Below are 20,756 nucleotides of genomic sequence, written 5' to 3' on the forward strand. Positions count from 1 at the left end.
GCAACAGCGTAGAGAGTGATCGGGGTGCTGAGCGAGAGAGCCCCTCGATCATTGTGTGAACTCAGTCAACGCTCTATATTTTGCGGTGTTGTCACGACCTCGGCGTACCCGTGTTTCAACGGCCCGTCCGAAAGGACCCACCGCATGCCGGCCCAGCCTGTCCAGGCCGCTGTCCCGCACCCGCTGGACGAAGTCCCCCAGACGTTCCGCGCGGGAGACTCCTATGCGGTCCGGGACGCCCTGGTGACATACATCCGCCGGGATTTGCTGGGCCCTTGGGACGGAGAGACGGAGACCCTGCCGAGCGCCTCCTCGGGGCCACGCGACCGGTACCTCGTGGGCATGCTCGGTCCACGTCCCCAGGCGGTCACCGCTGACCGGATCGCCCGTGCGGCTGCCCAGAGCGCGGACGGTGAGTCGGGCGACGAGCAGGAAGGGGACGACAGTGAGCTGCAGGACCGGCTGAGCCCCCAAGCCGCCGGGCACATATGGGCGTCGTCCATGGGACTGTCCTTCACCGTCCCGGCCTCCGTTGGCACGCTCAGCGCCGTGGTCCGCTGGGGCCGCTACACGCAGTCGCAAGAAGGCACCGACCGAGGGACGACCCGCAGGGTCTGGTCGCGTGAGCCCGTGGAACTGCTTGTGGACATCGATGTGACCGGGGGCGCTGACCGAGTCGTCGAACTCGACGGCGACGCCGTGGTGCTCGACGTCCAAGTACGTCGGCACACCGGCAGCACGGGAGCCGAGGATCTGCGCATAGTCGAGCTGGCCCTGGTGAACAGGCAACCGGACAGCCGGGAAGCCCGTGACGCCCACTGGCTGTTCCAGACCGAGATCGACGTCACCGCGTTCCCCGACGACCAGGCTGCCGTCTTCCTACCGGTCGATGATCCTCTCGATCCCGCGGGCCGCGCCAACACACCCGAGGAGCCGGAGGAGCGGCGGCTGCGACTGCTCTACCGGGACAGCCTCAGCCACGCCAAGGGGCGCAACGTGGCCGTGCACGCACACGTCCGCTCCGGTGAGCGCAACGCCCACAAGCTGACCACGGTCTGGCTGCCGGAGTACGACGTGCGGGCCACTACCGCGCCGTCGCTGCGGGAACAAGAACTGCTCCAGGGTCTCGAGCTGGGTATGGACGAACTGGCCGAGCTCGCCGTGCCCAGCCGCCGGACGGAACTCAGCGCGGTCCTGGCCCCGTTGGCCGACGGGTACGGGACCTGGCTGGAACAGCAGCGCTGTGCCGCACGCTCGCTCCCCGACGACCTGCGGGCATCGGCCGAGGTGGCAATCGAGCAGGCGCTGGAGATCTGTGACCGCATCACACTTGGCATAGACAGGCTCGTGGCCGACGAGACTGCCCTGACGGCCTTCCGGTTCGCCAACCGGGCCATGGCCCTGCAGCGACGCAACACCGCGATCGCGGCCGCCCGCGCCGGCCGCGAGAACGACCCCGTCTCCTACCGGGAGGCCCAGGACGAGATCCACCGCAGGGGCAAAGCGGCGGCCAGCTGGCGCCCCTTCCAGCTGGCCTTCGTCCTGCTGAACATCGCCTCCCTCACCCAACCCGGACATCCGCACCGCGGCACCGGCCGCTCAGCACTCGTGGACCTGCTGTTCTTCCCGACCGGTGGTGGCAAGACCGAGGCCTATCTGGGCCTGGCCGCCTACACCTTCGCGCTGCGACGTCTGCAGGGCACGATCGGCTCGGGAACCGAGGCCCGCAGTGGCGAAGCGGGCGTCGGTGTCCTCATGCGCTACACCCTGCGGCTACTGACCGCTCAGCAGTTCCAGCGCGCGGCCGCTCTGGTGAGTGCCTGCGAGGTGCTGCGGCGCGAAGAGTTCGCAGAGGACCGGCGCTGGGGCTCGACTCCGTTCCGCATCGGGCTCTGGGTGGGCACCTCTGTCTCGCCGAACTGGTTCGAGGAGGCGAAGGAACAGATCGCCGAGGCCAAGGAGAACGCCAGCGACAAGCACGCTCGCGTCCTCCAGGTCCTCACCTGCCCGTGGTGCGGCAGCGGACTGACCGCCCGCTCGAACATGGAGTACGACGAAGGACGCCGCCGCGTCCTTGTGTACTGCCCACGCGGGGAGGGGGACGACCGCTGTCCCTTCTCCCGCCGCGACGCGCTCGGTGAGGGAATCCCCGTGCTCACCGTCGACGAGGAGATCTACCGGCTGGCCCCCTCGCTGCTGATCGCCACCGTGGACAAGTTCGCCCAGCTTCCCTGGAACGGTTACGCGGGCCTGCTGTTCGGCAGGGTCACCGAACTTTGTCCTCGGCACGGATACCGTCATGAGGATCTGGACGCGAGGACCGGGTGCGGTGCCCGACACCATGCGAGGGCCGGCCTGCCCGCCGTCACAGCTCAGCCTGTGACCCGCCTGCGGCCACCGGACCTGATCATCCAGGATGAGCTCCACCTGATCTCCGGAGCCCTCGGCACCACCGTGGGCCTCTTCGAAGCCGCTGTCGACCAGCTCTGCACGTGGACCTTGACCGACGCTCACGGACAACGCCAGGAGACCGGTCCCAAGATCGTCGCATCCACGGCCACCACCAAGCGGGCCGCCGACCAGGTGCGAGGCGTTTTCGGCCGCGAGGTCGCCGTTTTTCCGCCCCAGGTTCTGGACGTCGGTGACACGTTCTTCTCCCGTCAGGTGGAGCTGAGCCGCGAGAACCCGGGCCGCCGTTACCTGGGTGTCTGCGCCCACGGCACGCGGCTCAAAGCGGCCGAGATCCGCGTGGCGGAGATCCTGCTGCTCGCCGGGCAGCAGCTCTTCGACGACTACGGCAGGCCGGCGGACCCCTACATGACCCTCGTCGGATACTTCAACGCCACCCGCGAACTCGCCGGCATGCGGCGGTACATGGATGACGACATCACCACCCGGGTGCGGGCCAACGGCAGTCGCAAGGGGCAGGACACGCTGTCCGACCGCATCGTGAGCAAAGCGGGGATGCTCAGCATCCAGGAGCTGACCTCACGCATCTCGTCGGCCGACATCGGCGCTGCCCTGAAGCGCCTGGAGCTGGAGTTCGACCCCGAACGCGACACCTCCGTGCGCCGGCGGGCCCTCCTGAAGGAATACGCGGCCGCGATGAGGGAGAAGCGGGAACCCCGCGCCTCCATGACGCCGACCATGCGGCAGGCGGTCGACGTCGTCCTGGCGACCTCCATGCTGCAGGTGGGTGTCGACGTCTCCCGCTTCGGCCTGATGCTGGTCGTGGGCCAGCCCAAGAACACCGCCGAGTACATCCAGGCCTCTTCACGAGTCGGCCGTGATGCTGCGCGCCCGGGCCTGGTGGTGACCCTCTACAACTGGTCGCGACCCCGTGACCTCGCGCACTACGAGGATTTCGAGCACTACCACGAGACGTTCTACCGCCAGGTCGAAGCCCTTTCCGTCACCCCGTACACCCGTCGCGCCCTTGACAGGGGCGTGGCCGCCACGTACGTGGCCGCGCTGCGGCATGCTGCCCATGACACGTCCCGCAATCTCGACGCACACCAGGTCGACCTCGACGGGCCGCTCGCGCAGGACGTCGAGCGGAGGCTTCTGGAGCGAGCCGAACGGGTAGGACGCGACCAGGCCCGCCAGTACCTGAGCGAACGGCTGGACCGGCTGAAGGACGAGTGGCGCCGTAAGCGCGACGAGAGCAGCTCGGCCCTCGGCTACCGTAAGGAGAAACGCAAGACGACCGTGGTGAACGGATTGCTGAGGCGGGCGGACGGATCCCGGTGGACCGAGCTCACCGTGGGCATGTCGATGCGTGAGACGGAGAACGAGATCAACCTGCTCCTGCCCGGCGGCGGGGCGTTCCTGGAAGAGCCGTCGGGTGGCGGCCCCGATTGGGCTTTCGGCACGTCCGCGACCGAGTCCCAGACCGACCCCGACACGGTGTCCACCGTCGACAGTGACGAATACGGGCCCGTCGCGTCCGACACGGGCAGGAAGGGACAGCGATGAGCACTCATGGTTCCAACCGCAGGGTCGGTGCCGTGCGCCCCAGCCACCTCATGTTCACCGCAGGTGTCGGAGCCCTGGTCGACCTGCCCAACTTCTCGGTCCTCATCAGGGGTATCGACTCCTGGAGTCACTCCGGTGTCACCGACTACGACATCGACGAACCCCGGCTCCGCGCCGCCGTGAACCGCTCCCTCCAGCGCTATGGACGCGGACAGGTGGAGCAGCTGCGTGCCGCTCCCTGGCTCGAAGGCGCCGACACAGACCCCAAGAGCTGGGCGGCTCAGGGAGTCGGAGTTCCCGTCACGCCCTTCCCTCAGTGGCTGCGCTGCACCGCGTGCAACGTGCTCGCGGCCATCGATTCCGGTGAGTTCGCGTTCGTCAACTCCAACCCACGGACACCGCACGAGGCCAAGTTCGTCCACGACTGCAAGCGCGGAAAGCCGCTCGCCGTGGCCGCCCGCTTCACCCTGGTCTGCACCGCCGGCCACCTGGACGAATTCCCGTACACCGCATACGTCCATCACGGCCAGGCCTGTGCCAAGACGCCACGCCCGAAGCTGCGCATGAAGGACCACGGCGGCAACCAGGCCGCCAACGTCACCATCGAATGCGTGGCCTGTGGCGTGAAGCGCAACATCCGGGAAGCCATGGGCGAGCGGGGCCGTCGCAACCTGCCTTCCTGCAGAGGTCGGCACCCGCACCTCGGCACCTACGAGCCGAACGGCTGCGAGCGCGAGCCGGTCCTGATGGTGGCCGGAGCCTCGAACCAGTGGTTCCCGCTCACCCTCAGCGCTCTCGCCCTGCCCAAGGCACAGGGCGGCGACATCGACAAGCTCCTCGACGACCACTGGCCCGATCTCGAACTCATCGAGGACTTGACCCAGTTCACCTTCATGTCGCGGATGCCCAAGTTCGCCTTCCTCAAGGAGTTCGACGCCGAGGAGGTGGTTGCTGGGATCACGGCGCGCAAGAACGGGGTGGCCGGGTCGGCTCCGTCCGCACCCGACGTCCAGGCCGACCTCTTCGGGCCCGAATGGGAGGCGCTGTCCGGACCCGTTCCCGTACCGAGCGACGACTTCGCCCTGCGGCGAATCCCGGTGCCGAGCCGCCTGAACGACTTCTTCGCCGACATCCGACAGGTCGAGCGGCTCCGCGAGGCGCGGGCGTTGATCGGGTTCACTCGTCTCGACGCGCCCGACCCGGAGTCGCCGGAGATCGCCACGCGTGTGGACCTGTCCCGCGGGGCCCGGAACTGGGTGCCGGCCAGTGAGGTTCGCGGCGAGGGCATCTTCCTGCGTGTGCGGGACGGCTTGATGGCCGAGTGGGTCGCTCGTATGGATAAGTGTCCGCAGATGGAGGCGCACCGAGAGGCGTACGCACGGTTCCGCGCCAACCGGAGATCGGATCGCAAGACCAGCGACTTCGATCCCTACTACGGCTGGCCAGGGGCACGGTACATCGCCCTGCACACGCTCTCCCACCTGCTGATCCGCACCATCGCTCTGGAGTGTGGCTACAACTCCGCCTCGCTCGCCGAACGGATTTACGCGGGTGACGACCGGAACCCGAGGACCGGCATCCTCATCTACACCGCGGTTCCTGACTCCGAAGGCACGCTGGGTGGTCTCGTATCGCTCGCCGAGGAACGTGAATTCGACAGGATCGTGCGCCGCTCTCTGGCAGATGCCGGGCACTGCTCGGCCGACCCTCTGTGCGCCGAGCGCCTGCCACACGATCCGGCCGACTTCCTCCACGGAGCCGCGTGCCACGTCTGCCTGTTCGTGTCGGAAACCACGTGTGAACGAGGCAACCGGTTCCTGGACCGTCGTTTTCTCGTCCCACTGGCCGGGGACAAGGACCCGGTGCTGACACCGGTAGGCCTGCTGCCGTGAGCAGGCCCTCGTTCGAGGCCGCCGCCGAGGCGGCGGTCGCAACCCTTGGTCTCTCGCGGAGCAAGGACCTGGTCGGGCTGCTCGCTCAGGGCCGCTCCCGCGAGCGCATACTCACGCACCTGGCGACACCGGGCATCGGCGAGGTCGTGGCTCGCCTGTGTGACGCGATGATCTCCGAGTCGGTGCCCTCGGCCGACGCAGCCGCCTACATCCGTGGCTATGTCGCCGCCCGGCAGCAGGCCCGGGAGAGCGTGGGAGTGCGCACGGTGTGGAGCGGGCCCTCGACGCCGGCCGTGCCCGTTCGGGCCACCGCCCAGGTGCTCGTCGAGGTCATCAAGGAGGCACGGCACGAACTACTGGCCATGACGTACGCGGCTCGCCCCTACGCCGTTCTGACGCGGGCCCTGACCGAAGCCGCGCGGAGAGGGGTGCGGATTCACGTCGTGGTCGAGACCCTGGCGGGGGCCGGCGGGCTCCTTTCCGGGAAGGAGCCCGCCGACGCATTCGCCGCCGTACCTGGATTACAGCTCTGGTCCTGGGCCAGGGGCGCGGACCGGGAAGGGCGCTCACGCCAGCACGCCAAGCTGGCCGTCGCAGACCGCCGCACGCTGTTCGTCGGCAGCGCCAACCTGACAGAGTCCGCCGCCCGGCGTAACATCGAGGCGGGCGTGCTCGTGACCGGTGGGGAAGCACCACGACGGGCGGCAGAGCACATAGTCGAGCTGCAACGACTGGACGTTCTCAGGCCGTTCCACCCTTGAAGGGCTGGGCTGCCGGACTGCTGCGCACCGAATATTCGCTACTCGCCGCCCAGCGACTTCCCTAGACTCGACCCGCACCGCGCGCCCCACCGACACGTCGGCGGCGCGCTGCGTCCGTCCACTGAACCGTGACCACCGAGGGGAGCCCGGCCGTGCGTGACCGTACCGCCGTCGTCGTTCCCCCGTCGCGGTCCGAGGTGATCCTGGTGTCCTCGTCCGTCCGGTGCCCGCTGCGCGGCCGGCACCGGATGCCCGCGACGACCCACTGACCCGGTTCACGAACTCTGCTTCTGATCAGGAGAGTTCACCGGTCCCCGTGTCTCCCCGTCCGGGAAATCGCGCTGCCCCTTTCCTGATCCGCAGAAAGGCCACGGGCCGTGCGCACCAACCTCAGCACCCTCGCCGTCGTCCGCAACCTCGGCATCCTCGCCCACGTCGACGCCGGCAAGACCACCGTCACCGAGCGCATCCTGTTCACCACGGGCACCACCCACAAGCGTGGCGAGGTGCACGACGGCACCACCGTCACCGACTTCGACCCGCAGGAACGCGACCGCGGTATCACCATCTTCGCCGCCGCCGTGAGCTGTGCCTGGGACGGTCACCGTGTCAACCTCATCGACACTCCCGGCCACGTCGACTTCGCCGACGAGGTCGAGCGTTCGCTGCGCGTCCTCGACGGGGCGATCGCCGTGTTCGACGCCGTCGCCGGGGTCGAGCCGCAGAGCGAGTCGGTGTGGCGGCAGGCCGACCGGCACGGCGTCCCGCGGATCGCCTTCGTCAACAAGCTCGACCGCGCCGGCGCCGACCTGGACCGGGCCGTCGGCTCGATCCGGGAGCGGCTCCATCCGGCCCCGCTCGTCGTCCAGTTGCCGATCGGGGTGGAGGACGGCTTCACCGGTGTGGTGGACCTGGTGCGGATGCGCTCCCTGGTGTGGGCCGACGGCGAGAGCACGGCCGAGGAGGGGCCGGTACCGGACGCGCTGCGCGAGGAGGCGCTGCGCCGGCGCCGTTCGCTGGAGGAGGCGGTCGCGGAACTGCACCCGGCCGCGCTGGAGGAGTTCTGCGACCTCGGCACGCTCTGCGCCGGGACCCTCGCCGCCGCGCTGCGCGACCTCACCCGCACCGGTGACGGCGTGGTCGTCCTGTGCGGCTCCGCCTACCGCAACCGCGGTATCGAGCCGCTGCTGGACGCGGTGGTGGCCTATCTGCCGTCGCCGCTGGACGTGCCCGCCGTACGCGGAGTGCACGAGGGCGCCGAGCAGCGGAGGGCCGCCGATCCAGAAGCGCCGTTCGCCGCCCTCGCGTTCAAGGTGAACGCGGGCGGCACCGGCCGCCTCACCTACGTACGCGTCTACTCGGGCGCCGTCGAGAAGGGGGACACCCTGTGGGACCCGGCCACCGGCCGCACCGAGCGGGTGGCGCGGATCCTCAGGGTCATGGCGGACCGGCACGCCGGCCTGGACCGGGCGGTCGCCGGTGACATCGTCGCGCTGGCGGGACCGAAGTGGGCGCGGCCCGGTTCGACCCTGTGCGATCCGGGCGCCCCGCTGCTGCTGGAACCGGCCGTGCCCGCCGAGCCGGTGGTGTCCGTGGCCGTGGAGGCGCGGCGCGCCACGGACACCGGACGGCTGGCGGCGGCGCTGGCGCGGCTGGCGGAGGAGGACCCCTCGCTGGTGGTGCGCACCGACGGCGAGACCGGGCAGACGGTGCTGTCCGGGATGGGTGAACTGCACCTGGAGGTGGCGGTGGAGAAGGTCCGGCGCGACGGCGGCCCCGAGGTCTCGGTGGGCCGTCCGAGGGTCGCGCACCGGGAGACCGTCGTGCGCGGCGTGAGCGGGCACGTCCACCGGCACGTCAAACAGGACGGCGGCGCGGGCCAGTTCGCCCATGTCGTCCTGGATGTCGAGCCGCTCGGGGGCGAAGTGGGCGCCGTCGGATTCGAGTTCCGGTCCGCCGTGGTCGGCGGGCGGGTGCCGCGGGAGTACGTGCGCGCGGTCGAGGCCGGCTGCCGGGACGCCCTGGCCGAGGGGCCGCTCGGCGGGTACCCGGTGACCGGGCTGCGGGTCACCCTGACCGACGGCTCCACCCATGTGAAGGACTCCTCCGAGACGGCGTTCCGAACCGCAGGCCGGCTGGGGCTGCGCGCGGCGCTGAGCGCCTGTGCTACGGCCGTGCTGGAACCGGTCGCCGAGGTCGCGGTCACCGTGCCCGAGGACGCGGTCGGCGGAGTCCTCGGCGACCTCGCGGCACGGCGCGGCCGGGTCACCGGATCGGAGGCGCGGGGCGGCGTGGCGGTGCTCACCGCCACCGTGCCGCTGGCCGAGCTGTTCGGCTACGCGACTCGCCTGCGCAGCCGCACCCAGGGCCGGGGCACCTTCACCTCCAGGCCGGCCGGATACGCACCGGCACCGGCACCGGCACCGGCGACGGTCCAGGGCCGGTAGACGCCGCCGGCCGGCCCCCCAGCCGCACCCGGGCCGCACCACGCACGACGGACAAGCGTGGTGCGGCCTGCCCGGTCGCGGCGAAGGACCTGGTACGGCGGCCGAACCGAACGCGGAATCACCCGTGCCGGGCGATGCGGCCGCCCTCCGAGCCGGGTGAGGTGGAGGATGGACACCCCTGGCCCGGCTGCCCAAAAGGGAAGGCGTGAGACGCGGATGACCGAGGACACGGCACGAGGCACGGCACACGGCACGGGGCAGGACACGCGACCAGGATCGACGCGCCACGGCCGCGACCCGGTACGGAGGGCGTGAGTCATGTGCCGCTGGCTCGCCTACTCCGGAACGCCCCTTCTCCTCGAAGAGGTCCTGTACCGGCCGAAACACTCCCTGATCGACCAGAGCCTGCACGCCAAGATGGGCGTCGAGACGACAAACGGCGACGGCTTCGGCATCGGCTGGTACCAGGAGCACGCGCGTACGCCCGCCGTGTTCCACGACGTGGGCCCGGCCTGGAGCAACCGGAACCTGCGGGAGATCGCGGGACACGTCCGCGCACCGCTGTTCTTCGCGCACGTGCGGGCGTCCACCGGTACGCCGGTCCAGCAGACCAACTGCCACCCCTTCCGTCACGACCGCTGGATCTGGATGCACAACGGCGCCATCGCCGGCTTCCACGTACTGCGCCGGCCCCTCCTCCTGGCCGTCGACCCGGCCTTCTTCCCGTCGATCGAGGGCAGCACGGACTCCGAGGTGATGTTCTACCTCGCCCTCACGTTCGGCCTGGCCGACGACCCGGCCGGTGGTGTCGCCCGCATGGCCGGGTTCGTCGAGAAGCTCGCCCGGGAGCACGGGGTCGCGTCACCGTTGCAGATGACGATCGCGGTGGCCGACGGGCGGGACCTCCTGGCCTTCCGTTACGCCAGTGCGGGCACGCCCAGATCGCTCTACTACAGCAGCAGGGTCGAGGACCTGCGGGCGCTGCACCCGGACACCGACTTCCTGCGCGGCGTGTCCGACGAGGCCCGCCTGGTGGTGTCGGAGCCCCTGGGCGACCTGCCCGGCGCCTGGAACGAGGTGCCGGCGAACAGCTACGGAGTCGTCCGGGAAGGCCACGACCGCCTTCGGGAGTTCCGGCCCGAGACGCCCTGACGGTCATCCACGCCGTACCGCCCACCCGTCCCGTACGCGTACTCACCCCTTACGCCCACCTGTCCCATACGCGCACCCCACGCTGCCTCACACCAGTCGCCCGTCCAGCGCCGCCCGCCACGCCGGTGTCGGCGCGGGGCGGGTGGCGGGCCGTGGGCGGTGGCCGCCGCGGGCGAAGAAGGCGGCCAGCGGAAGGACCGCCGCGCCCACGGTGACCGCGTCCGGGCCGAGCAGGCCCAGTTCGACGCCGACCCGGCCCGCCGGGAAGCGCATGGCCTGCGCGAGGGCGTGCTCGCGTACCCGGTCCAGGAACGCGCCACCCAGTTGGAGGCCCGCCCAGCCGCCGATCAGCAGGCGTTCGGGCTGGAAGAGGTTGATCAGGTCGGACAGGCCCGCGCCCAGGTACTCGGCGGTCTCGGCGAGCACGGCAGCCGCCACCGGATCGGATGCGCGGCCGCCGGCGGGGCGGGCCGCGGCGAGCAGTTCGGTCAGCGCCGTCTCCTCGTCCGCGCCGTCCGAGGGGCGGCCGCCCGCCTCCCGCCACCGGGCCACCAGCGCCTCGGCGCCCGCGTAAGCCTCCAGGCAGCCCCGCGCCCCGCACCGGCACCGGCGCCCCCCGACCCGTACCGTCAGGTGCCCCCACTCCACCGCCCGTCCCTGGGCCGCCTCCTCGGTGACGACGCACGCGCCGACGCCCGAACCGAACAGCACCACCACGGCGTTGCGGGCCCCGCGCCCGGCGCCGAACCACATCTCCGCCTGGCCCAGGGTCTTGGCGCCGTTGTCGATGAAGTACGGCATCTCCGGTGGCACCCCCGGCGGCAGTCGGCCGGTCCCGGAACGCCGGAGCAGCCGTTCCAGCGGGACGGCGTCCCAGCCGATCGTCTGCCCGTGGACGACCGCGCCCTCGCCCTCCGTCCGCTCGATGATGCCGGGCACTCCGATGCCCACGCCGAGCAGTTCACCGGCGGTCCGCGCGCCCGCGCCGAGCACCTCGGCGACGCCCTCGTGGACATGGCCGACGACGGCGTCGACGTCGTAGCCACGCCGCCCCAACGGACGCTCGGCGCGCGCCAGTTCGCGCAGCCCCAGGTCGAAGAGCTCGACCCGTACCCGGGTCTCGCCGACGTCGACCCCGACGAGGCACCCGCTGCCGGGCCGTACCCGCAGCAGCCGGCGGGGCCGGCCCGCTTCGGAGCCGACGCTGCCCGCCTCCTCGACCAGGCCGTCGGCCAGCAGCTCGGAGACGACGTTGCTGACGGAGCCCGAACTCAGCCCGGTCGCCGGGACCAGCGCCTGCCGGCTCATCGGCCCATCGAAATACAACCGTTGCAGAACGGCGCCCCGGCTCTCCCGCCGCAGGTCACGCACCGTACGGCCGCTCAGCCCTGCCACCCGACCTCCCTGGTCCGCGCGCGAATTGGGCCCGCCGGACCGGATACCGCTGCCGGATCCCTTGACGAGCGTTTCTCTTGAGGTTTAACTCACATCCTAAATTAAGCCATGAGGGGCTTCGGAAGCCGAACGGGGTGTCGGTTGTCCGTGATCAGCCCCGAGGGGTATCGACTCCCGGAAAGGGACACCAGGAGCCATGCGCAGCATCCGAGCCGCGGCCGTAGGCGCCGTCACCATGTCTCTCGCCCTCGCGGCTACGGCCTGCGGAGGCGGTTCGTCGAGCGGCGGCGGGTCCAACGACTCGCCGAAGACGCTCACCTACTGGGCCTCCAACCAGGGCGCCAGCATCGCGATCGACAAGAAGGTCCTGCAGCCCGAACTCGACAAGTTCCAGCAGCAGACCGGCATCAAGGTGAAGCTGGAGGTCGTGCCCTGGTCCGACCTGCTCAACCGGATCCTCACCGCCACCACCTCCGGCCAGGGCCCGGACGTGCTGAACATCGGCAACACCTGGAGCGCCTCCCTGCAGGCGACCGGCGCGCTGCTGCCGTGGGACGCGAAGAACTTCGGCAAGATCGGCGGCAAGGACCGGTTCGTCGACTCCGCGCTCGGCTCGACCGGCGTGCAGGGCAAGGACCCGGCCGCGGTGCCCCTGTACTCGATGGCGTACGCCCTCTACTACAACAAGCAGATCTTCGCCGACGCCGGCATCTCCAAGCCCCCGGCCACCTGGGACGAGCTGGTCGCCGACGGCAAGAAGATCAAGGCGAAGGGCAAGTCGCCGCTCGGCGCCGAGGGCGCCAACGTCTCGGAGAACATCCACCACGTCTTCGTGTTCGCCAAGCAGCACGGCGCCGACTTCTTCACCGCCGACGGCAAGCCCGACTTCACCAACCCCAAGGTGGTCGAGGCGGTCAAGCAGTACGTCGACCTGATGGCCAAGGACAAGGTCATCCCGACCGGCGACGCCGAGTACGCGCAGAACCAGTCGGTCAGCGACTTCGCCAAGGGCAAGCAGGCCATGCTGCTGTGGCAGTCCGCGGCCTCCAACCTCAAGTCGCAGGGCATGAGCGAGGACGCCTACGGCATCGCCCCGGTCCCCGTGCAGTCCGGCGCCCCCGGCGCCGGCGCGCAGACCAACTCCATGGTCGCAGGCATCAACATCGCCGTGTTCAAGAACAGCCACAACCTCGACGGCGCCACGAAGTTCGTGAAGTTCATGACCAGCGACGCCGAGCAGAAGATCCTCAACACGGCCTACACCTCCATCCCGCCGGTCAAGGGAGCCCAGGCGGACGCGGCCTTCAACTCGCCCTCCAACGCGGTGCTCAAGAGCACCCTCGCCACCAGTGCGGCCGCGCTGCCGCAGGTCGCCTCGGAGTCGCAGTTCGAGACCGCGGTCGGCACGGCCGTCAAGGACCTGTTCGCCGACGCCGCCGCGGGTCGCGCGGTGACCACCGACTCCGTCAAGGCGAAGCTGGAGAAGGCCCAGCAGCAGATGCCGGCGGCGTGACCCGACATGACCTCCACCGCTCTGAAGGAGCCGGTGCGTCAGACGTCCCCCGGTGCGGCGCGCGAACCCCGCCGCCGCACCGGGCGGATCCGCCGCATCGGACTGCCGTACCTGCTGCTCCTGCCCGCCCTGCTGCTCGAACTCCTCGTGCACCTGGTGCCGATGGTCATCGGCATCGTGATGAGCTTCAAGGAGCTCACCCAGTTCTACATCCGCGACTGGGGCGGCGCCCCGTGGTCCGGCCTCGGCAACTACAAGGTGTCGGTCGACTTCGACGCGCCCGTCGGCGAGGCGCTGCTGCACTCGTTCTTCGTCACCGTCGGCTTCACCCTGCTCTCGGTCGGGCTGTGCTGGCTGATCGGCACCGCCGCCGCCGTGTTCATGCAGGACACCTTCCGCGGCCGCGGGCTGCTGCGCGCCCTGTTCCTGGTGCCGTACGCGCTGCCCGTCTACGCGGCCGTCATCACTTGGGTGTTCATGTTCCAGCACGACAACGGCCTGGTGAACCACGTGCTGCACGACCAGCTCCACCTCACCGACAAGCCGTCGTTCTGGCTCATCGGCGACAACAGCTTCTACGCCCTGCTGACCGTCTCGGTGTGGAAGGGCTGGCCGTTCGCCTTCCTCATCGTGATGGCCGGCCTGCAGAACATCCCCGCGGAGCTGTACGAGGCGGCCGCCCTGGACGGGGCCGGGATGTGGCAGCAGATCCGCCGCATCACCCTGCCGTCGCTGCGGCCGGTCAACCAGGTGCTGGTCCTGGTGCTGTTCCTGTGGACGTTCAACGACTTCAACACGCCGTACGTGCTGTTCGGCAAGGCCGCCCCGGAGGCCGCCGACCTGATCTCCGTGCACATCTACCAGGCCTCGTTCGTCACCTGGAACTTCGGCACCGGATCCGCCATGTCCGTCCTGCTGCTGCTCTTCCTGCTGGTCGTGACCGGCGCCTACCTGCTGTTCACCTCACGCGGACGGAGGGCCGCCGATGTCTAGCCCCCGCACAGCGACGCCCGGCTCCCCGATGTCACCGCCCCGTTCCTTCCTGTGGACGCGGCGCGTCTTCCTCACCCTGCTCACCGGCTTCGTCCTGCTGCCGGTGTACGTGATGGTCTCCAGCTCGCTCAAGCCGCTCGCCGACGTCACCGGCGAGTTCCGCTGGCTGCCCAGCGAGCTGACCGTCCGCCCGTACATCGACATCTGGTCCACCGTCCCGCTCGCGAAGTACTTCGTGAACTCCCTGATCGTGGCGGGCGCGGCGACCGTCTGCTCGGTGGTCATCGCGGTCTTCGCGGCCTACGCGGTCAGCCGCTACGACTTCCGCGGCAAACGCGTCTTCACGGTCACCGTCCTGTCCACCCAGATGTTCCCCGGCATCCTCTTCCTGCTCCCGCTGTTCCTGATCTACGTCAACATCGGCAACGCCACCGGCATCGCCCTGTTCGGCTCCCGGGGCGGCCTGATCCTGACGTACCTCACCTTCTCCCTGCCGTTCTCCATCTGGATGCTGATCGGGTACTTCGACTCGGTCCCGCGCGACCTGGACGAGGCCGCGCTGGTCGACGGCTGCGGCCCGCTGAAGGCGCTGCTCAGGATCGTGGTGCCGGCGGCGATCCCCGGCATCGTCGCGGTCGCCGTCTACGCGTTCATGACCGCGTGGGGAGAGGTGCTCTTCGCGTCCGTGATGACCAACGACACCACCCGCACCCTCGCCGTCGGCCTCCAGGGCTACTCCACCCTCAACGACGTCTACTGGAACCAGATCATGGCCGCCTCGCTGGTCGTCAGCGTGCCCGTGGTGGCCGGATTCCTCCTCCTGCAGCGCTATCTCGTCGCCGGTCTGACGGCGGGCGCCGTCAAATGACCACCCTCCCGCATCACGAAGGGACTCCCGTGTCCGAACGCATCGACCTCGCCGCACTCCCGCACGACTTCCTCTGGGGCACGGCCACAGCGGCCTACCAGATCGAGGGGGCCGTCGCCGAGGACGGCCGGTCACCCTCGATCTGGGACACCTTCTCGCACACCCCCGGGAAGATCGCGAACGACGACAACGGCGACGTCGCCTGCGACCACTACCACCGCTGGCGCGAGGACATCGGCCTGATGCGCCGGCTCGGCACCAACGCCTACCGTCTGTCCGTCGCCTGGCCACGGGTGATCCCCGGCGGCACCGGCGCCGTCAACCCCAAGGGCCTCGCCTTCTACGACGAGTTGGTGGACGCCCTGCTGGAAGCGGGCATCACCCCGGCCGTCACCCTCTACCATTGGGACCTGCCCCAGGCGCTCCAGGACCGCGGCGGCTGGCCGGAGCGGGACACCGCCCTGGCGTTCGCCGAGTACGCCTCGGCCGTCGCCGAACGCCTCGGCGACCGCGTCAAGCTCTGGGCCACCCTCAACGAGCCCTCCTGCTCCGCCTGGATCGGACACCTGGAGGGCACCATGGCCCCCGGCTGGACCGACCTGACCGCCGCCGTCCGCGCCTCCTACCACCTGCTCCTCGGCCACGGCCTGGCCACCCACGCGATCCGCGCCGCCGTCCCCGGCGCGCAGGTCGGCATCGTCAACAACCTCTCCACCGTCTTCCCCGCCACCGACCGACCCGAGGACCTGGCGGCCGCCCGCCGCCACGACGGCCACGTCAACCGCTGGTGGCTCGACCCGGTGCACGGCCGCGGCTTCCCCGCCGACATGGTCGAGACGTACGGCGTCGAACTCCCCGAGCAGCCCGGCGACATGGAGACCATCGCGGCCCCGCTGGACTGGCTGGGCCTGAACTACTACTTCCCGGCCTACGTCGCCGACGACCCCGACGGCCCGGCGCCGCAGATCCGTTCGGTCCGCCGCGACGGCGTCCCGCGCACCGGCATGGACTGGGAGATCGACGCCGGCGGCATCGAGACCCTGCTGCTGCGCCTCACCGAGGAGTACGGCGCCCGGCGGATCTACGTCACCGAGAACGGCTCGGCCTACCCGGACGTGGTCCGTCCCGACGGCACCGTGGACGACCCAGAGCGCCAGGAGTACCTGGAGCGGCACCTCGCCGCCTGCGCCTCCGCCGCCCGCAAGGGCGCCCCGCTGGCCGGCTACTTCGCCTGGTCGCTGCTGGACAACTTCGAGTGGGCGTACGGCTACGACAAGCGCTTCGGCCTGGTCCACGTCGACTACCGCACCCAGGTGCGCACGATCAAGGGCAGCGGGCACCGGTACGCGGACATCGTCCGCGTCCACCGCGGCCAGACCCGCCGGGCCGCCTGAGACCGCTCGGTACGCCGGGCCGCCTGAGAGCCCCGGCAGGCCGGGCCGCCGCCAGGCCGCCCGGCACGCAAGGCCGTGTGCGGCCCCTGTACGGGGCCGCCTGCGGCGCCCTCGTACGCCGGGCCGTCTGAGTCCGGCCCGGACGACCGGTGGGCGCGGGTGCGGGAGCCCGCCCCCACCGGTTCGCGCCACCCGCTTCCCCGTGAACCAGAAGCCCAGGACTGTCATGCACGCGCCATAAACCGCACCGCCGGATCCCCACCCCACTGAGGAGAGCCGCATGCCATCCCGTATCCCGCGCACCCTGGTCGCCGCTGCCCTGTCCACCGCGGCCCTGCTGACCTCCGGCCCGCTCCTGGCCGCCCCCGCGCACGCCGCCCCGGCGGCCGCCGCCTGGGACACCGACCGCGCGGCCGCCGCGTACGCCGTGAACCCGGCCGCCGTCACCGCCTCCGGCAGCGAGAACGCCGGCACCGCCCCCGGCCGCGCCTTCGACGGCGACGGCGCCACCCGCTGGTCCAGCGACTTCGCCGACGACGCCTGGATCCGCGTGGACCTCGGCACCACCGTCCGCGTCGACCGGGTCGTCCTGGACTGGGAGGCCGCCTACGGCAAGCGCTACGTCCTGGAGGTCTCCAGGAACGGCACCGACTGGATCCCCTTCTACACGGAGACCGACGGCACGGGCGGCTCCGTCACCGCCCACACCTACCCGCAGGAGGTCACCGGCCGCTACGTCCGCCTGCGCGGCCTGGAGCGCGCCACGCCCTACGGCTACTCCCTCTGGAACTTCCGGGTCTACGGCGGCGAACCCGCCCCCGCCTCGGCGACCCGCACCAACCTCGCCCTGAACCACCCGGCGTACTCCGACTACTACCAGCACGCGGGCAACTCGCCGGCGTTCGTCACGGACGGCGGCTGGCCGGCCGACCTGAAGGCCGACAGCACCCGCTGGTCGAGCGACTGGAACGCGGACCGCTGGGTGTCGGTGGACCTCGGCGCGCCGTCGACGATCGACACCGTGGACCTCTACTGGGAGGCCGCGTACGCGGTCGACTACCTGCTCCAGGTCTCGGACGACAACCGCACCTGGCGCACGGTCTACGAGCCGTCGGCCGCGGACATCGCCGCACGCAGGGCGAACGTGAAGTCCCCCGCCGACGCGACGGGCCTGCACGACACGGTGAGACTCCCCTCCCCGGTCACCGGCCGCTACGTCCGCATGCTCGGCAAGGAACGCCGCTCGTTCTACAACCCGGCCCCCGCGACGGCCCAGTTCGGCTACTCCCTCTACGAGTTCCAGGTCTGGGGCACCGGCGGCTCCGCCTCCGCCGCCTACCCGGCGCTCCCGGCCGACCAGCAGGGCGGCTACCGCACCACCTTCTTCGACGACTTCACCGGCGCCGCCCTCGACCGCTCCAAGTGGCGGGTCGTGCGCACCGGCACGGAGATGGGCCCGGTGAACGGCGAGTCCCAGGCCTACGTCGACTCCCCGGACAACATCCAGACCCGCGACGGCAGCCTGCTCCTGAAGGCCAGGTACTGCAAGGGCTGCACGAAGGCGGGCGGCGGCACCTACGACTTCACCTCGGGCCGCATCGACACCAACACGCACTTCGACTTCACGTACGGCAAGGTCAGCGCCCGTATGAAGCTGCCGGTCGGCGACGGCTTCTGGCCCGCATTCTGGCTGCTCGGCAGCAACGTCGACGACCCGTCCGTCTCCTGGCCGGCCTCGGGCGAGACCGACATCATGGAGAACATCGGCTACGGCGACTGGACCAGCTCGGCCCTGCACGGCCCCGGCTACTCGGCGGACGGCAACATCGGCGCCCGCCAGACCTACCCGGGCGGCGGCACCGCGGACCAGTGGCACACCTACGCCGTGGAATGGACCCCGACGGCGATGCGTTTCTACGTCGACGACCGCCTGGTCCAGCAGACGACGCGCAACAAGCTGGAGTCGACCCGCGGCCAGTGGGTCTACGACCACAACCAGTACGTCATCCTCAACCTCGCTCTGGGCGGCGCCTACCCGGCCGGCTGGAACAAGGTGACCAGCCCCTACTGGGGCCTGCCGCAGTCCAGCGTGGACCGGATCGCGGGCGGGGGAGTGCAGGCCGAGGTGGACTGGGTGCGGGTGGAACAGAAGGGCTAGTCCCCGCGGCGGAGGCGGAGGCGGCCCGCTTTCGAGGGTCTCGCCGCTCGCCGCCCGGCCCTCGGACAGGGCCGGGCGGCGCGCTCGACGGCGGGTGGCCTTCGCCACAGTATGCCCATTTTGGATGGATGAGTGCGTATAAGTGGTTCAAAGGGAGGTTGGGCACCTCATGTGGCCAGCCCCCAGAGATTCGAAGACCAAGGGCATGGGAGAAGCGTTTGATTACGGCGCGTAAACGACGGACCAAGCTGGTGGCTGCGGCCGGCGTACTCGGCGGCGTACTCGCAGTCACCGCCCTCGGCGGCACCAGCAGCGCCGCGACCGGCGGCAACGGCGCCGGGGACACCACGCAGACCCAGTCCCAGGCGGGCCGGCCGACCGCGCAGGCGACCGGGCAGCCGACCCCGCAGGCGACCGGGCAGCCGACCGCCCAGGACGCCTCCGACGCCCGAATAACGATCACGCCCGGTCAGGGCGCCCACAACGTGGGGACCAAGGACCCCGTCAAGGTCACCGTCAGCAACGGCAAGCTCACCAGGGTGACCATGACCGCCGTCGCGACCGGCGCCGAGATGCCGGGCACCCTGTCCGCGGACGGCACGTCCTGGAAGCCGGACGGCGGCCTGCAGCGGGCCACGGTGTACCAGATCGCCGCCGAGGCCGACGATGCCCAGGGCCGCGCGGCCACCGGCAACGCGACGATCACCACGGTCTCCCCGGCCAACGACTTCCTCGGGCACGTCGGCCCCCAGAACGGCTCGACCGTCGGCGTGGGCATGCCGGTGACGGTCACCTTCGACAAGGCGATCGCCGACAAGGCCGCCGTGGAGTCCAAGATCCAGGTCAGCTCCAGCAGCGGCCAGCGCGTCGTCGGCCACTGGATGAACGACGGCCGTCTGGACTTCCGCCCCGAGACCTACTGGAAGCCCGGCTCCACCGTCACGGTCAGGCAGAACCTCCAGGGCGTCCTGAGGACGGTCACCTTCAAGATCGGCCGGAGCCAGGTCAGCACGGTCGACGCCAGGACGAAGCAGATGACCGTCGTACGGGACGGCAAGACGATCAAGAACATCCCGATCTCGTCCGGCAGCGCCGAGCACCCGACGTACAACGGCCAGATGGTCATCTCCGAGAAGTTCCGGCACATCCGGATGAACGCCGCGAGCGTCAACCTCACGGAGAAGGACGGCAAGCCCTCGTACAACATCGCGGCCGTGCCCCACGCCATGCGCCTGACCGACTCGGGCACCTTCATCCACGGCAACTACTGGGGTGCCGACTCGGTCTTCGGCAAGGTCAACACCAGCCACGGCTGCGTGGGCCTCAAGGACGTCAAGGGCGGCGGCGACGGCAAGCAGCCCGCCGCGTGGTTCTTCGACAACTCGATGACCGGTGACGTCGTGATCGTCAAGAACTCCCAGGACAAGACGACGCTGGCCCCGGACAACGGCCTCAGCGACTGGAACATGCCCTGGAGCGAGTGGGTCGCGGGCGGCGCGGCCAGCTGACGCCAGGCCGTGTGACCCGCCCCTGATCGTCAACCCCCACCGCCAGGCGGCGGCCGACCTCGTGTCGGCCGTCGCCTGCGTCGTTCTCCCGGCCCCCGGGTACGGCCGCGTCTGCCGGAAATCTTCACAGCCGACATGTGGCGCACAACGGACCTGACGCGGCCCTGCCCCGGCCGGGATTGCTAATTTGACCGGGCACCGGATCGTCCGCAAGGGGGAAGGGGATCCTGTCATGGCATGGGACGAGTGGGAGCATCTCAAGGCCCAGGCGGCCGGGCGGGGGCAGACCCACATGCGGCTCAACCACGTGCCGCCGGACGGCGGTGGCGGCGCGGGTTCCGGGGACCTTGTGGTGTACCAGGACGATCTCGGCGCCGTGGGCCACGAGGCGAGCATCCTCTACGACGACGTGAAGAGCCAGGCCGACATCGCCGGCACCGGCAACGGCTCGACGGCGCAGGCCGCCGCCGACCTGAAGTCGCACGGCTTCCAGACCGGCAGCGCCCTGGAGACGACCGTCGAGATGTGGACGTCCCAGGTCAAGGCCGTCCTGCAGGCCTGCGCGCACATCTCCGACCACCTGGACTACACCCGGAAGCGGCACGCGGAGGACGACGCCAAGATCGGTACCGTGCTCCGCGGCAGCGACGGCTCCGCCACGTCCGTGTCCCAGCTCAACGAGTACTTCAAGTAGGGGGAC

The 20,756-nt window shown here is 70.4% G+C and carries 13 protein-coding genes; 12 read left to right on the forward strand and 1 reads right to left on the reverse strand.

Annotation, left to right across the window (positions count from 1 at the left end; genetic code table 11):
* Positions 1 to 24 precede the first annotated feature (24 nt).
* From drmA to ACFQ9Z_RS09320, 5 genes are all read left to right on the forward strand, one after another.
* The gene (gene drmA, locus ACFQ9Z_RS09300) at positions 25 to 3,975 is read left to right on the forward strand and encodes a DISARM system helicase DrmA (RefSeq protein ID WP_383013316.1); all 3,951 of its coding nucleotides are present in this window, start codon (positions 25 to 27) and stop codon (positions 3,973 to 3,975) included.
* Positions 3,972 to 5,867, forward strand: coding sequence for a DrmB family protein (gene drmB / locus ACFQ9Z_RS09305; protein WP_383013319.1), 1,896 nt, complete (start codon positions 3,972 to 3,974; stop codon positions 5,865 to 5,867). Before drmA ends, drmB begins: the two co-directional genes overlap by 4 nt.
* Positions 5,864 to 6,628: a DISARM system phospholipase D-like protein DrmC gene (gene drmC, locus ACFQ9Z_RS09310; RefSeq protein WP_383013322.1), complete on the forward strand. Its 765-nt coding sequence runs from the start codon at positions 5,864 to 5,866 to the stop codon at positions 6,626 to 6,628. Before drmB ends, drmC begins: the two co-directional genes overlap by 4 nt.
* 377 nt (positions 6,629 to 7,005) lie before the next feature.
* The gene (fusA, locus tag ACFQ9Z_RS09315; protein ID WP_383013325.1) at positions 7,006 to 9,075 is read left to right on the forward strand and encodes an elongation factor G; all 2,070 of its coding nucleotides are present in this window, start codon (positions 7,006 to 7,008) and stop codon (positions 9,073 to 9,075) included.
* A 318-nt stretch (positions 9,076 to 9,393) separates the two neighbouring features.
* Entirely contained in the window at positions 9,394 to 10,227 is an 834-nt protein-coding gene (locus tag ACFQ9Z_RS09320; protein ID WP_383013328.1) for a class II glutamine amidotransferase, read from the forward strand.
* 87 nt (positions 10,228 to 10,314) lie between these two features.
* Here ACFQ9Z_RS09320 and ACFQ9Z_RS09325 read toward each other — a convergent pair whose 3' ends face one another.
* A complete protein-coding gene (locus ACFQ9Z_RS09325) occupies positions 10,315 to 11,622 on the reverse strand; it encodes an ROK family protein (RefSeq protein WP_383013331.1) in 1,308 nt (435 codons plus the stop codon).
* Positions 11,623 to 11,818: 196 nt separating this feature from the next.
* On the opposite strand from ACFQ9Z_RS09325, the gene ACFQ9Z_RS09330 reads away from it, so the two are divergent.
* The 7 genes from ACFQ9Z_RS09330 (at position 11,819) to ACFQ9Z_RS09360 (ending at position 20,750) form a co-directional block, all read left to right on the forward strand.
* Complete coding sequence (locus tag ACFQ9Z_RS09330; RefSeq protein ID WP_383013334.1) at positions 11,819 to 13,135, forward strand: ABC transporter substrate-binding protein; 1,317 nt, start codon at positions 11,819 to 11,821, stop codon at positions 13,133 to 13,135.
* A 6-nt stretch (positions 13,136 to 13,141) separates the two neighbouring features.
* Positions 13,142 to 14,128, forward strand: a complete 987-nt coding sequence (locus tag ACFQ9Z_RS09335; RefSeq protein WP_383013337.1) for a carbohydrate ABC transporter permease — start codon at positions 13,142 to 13,144, stop codon at positions 14,126 to 14,128.
* 28 nt (positions 14,129 to 14,156) lie between these two features.
* Positions 14,157 to 14,996 carry a carbohydrate ABC transporter permease gene (locus ACFQ9Z_RS09340; RefSeq protein ID WP_383014429.1) on the forward strand — a complete coding sequence of 280 codons (840 nt, stop codon included), beginning with the start codon at positions 14,157 to 14,159 and terminating at the stop codon, positions 14,994 to 14,996.
* Positions 14,993 to 16,390: a GH1 family beta-glucosidase gene (locus tag ACFQ9Z_RS09345; protein ID WP_383013340.1), complete on the forward strand. Its 1,398-nt coding sequence runs from the start codon at positions 14,993 to 14,995 to the stop codon at positions 16,388 to 16,390. Before ACFQ9Z_RS09340 ends, ACFQ9Z_RS09345 begins: the two co-directional genes overlap by 4 nt.
* A 280-nt stretch (positions 16,391 to 16,670) precedes the next feature.
* Positions 16,671 to 18,548, forward strand: coding sequence for a discoidin domain-containing protein (locus ACFQ9Z_RS09350; RefSeq protein ID WP_383013343.1), 1,878 nt, complete (start codon positions 16,671 to 16,673; stop codon positions 18,546 to 18,548).
* Between the two features lie 248 nt (positions 18,549 to 18,796).
* On the forward strand, positions 18,797 to 20,056 hold the full coding sequence (locus ACFQ9Z_RS09355; protein ID WP_383014432.1) for an Ig-like domain-containing protein: 1,260 nt from the start codon (positions 18,797 to 18,799) through the stop codon (positions 20,054 to 20,056).
* Positions 20,057 to 20,288: 232 nt separating this feature from the next.
* Positions 20,289 to 20,750: a hypothetical protein gene (locus ACFQ9Z_RS09360; RefSeq protein ID WP_383013346.1), complete on the forward strand. Its 462-nt coding sequence runs from the start codon at positions 20,289 to 20,291 to the stop codon at positions 20,748 to 20,750.
* Positions 20,751 to 20,756 lie beyond the last annotated feature (6 nt).

This window comes from Streptomyces sp. NPDC056580 (assembly GCF_042793175.1).
In the GTDB taxonomy this organism is placed as follows: domain Bacteria; phylum Actinomycetota; class Actinomycetes; order Streptomycetales; family Streptomycetaceae; genus Streptomyces.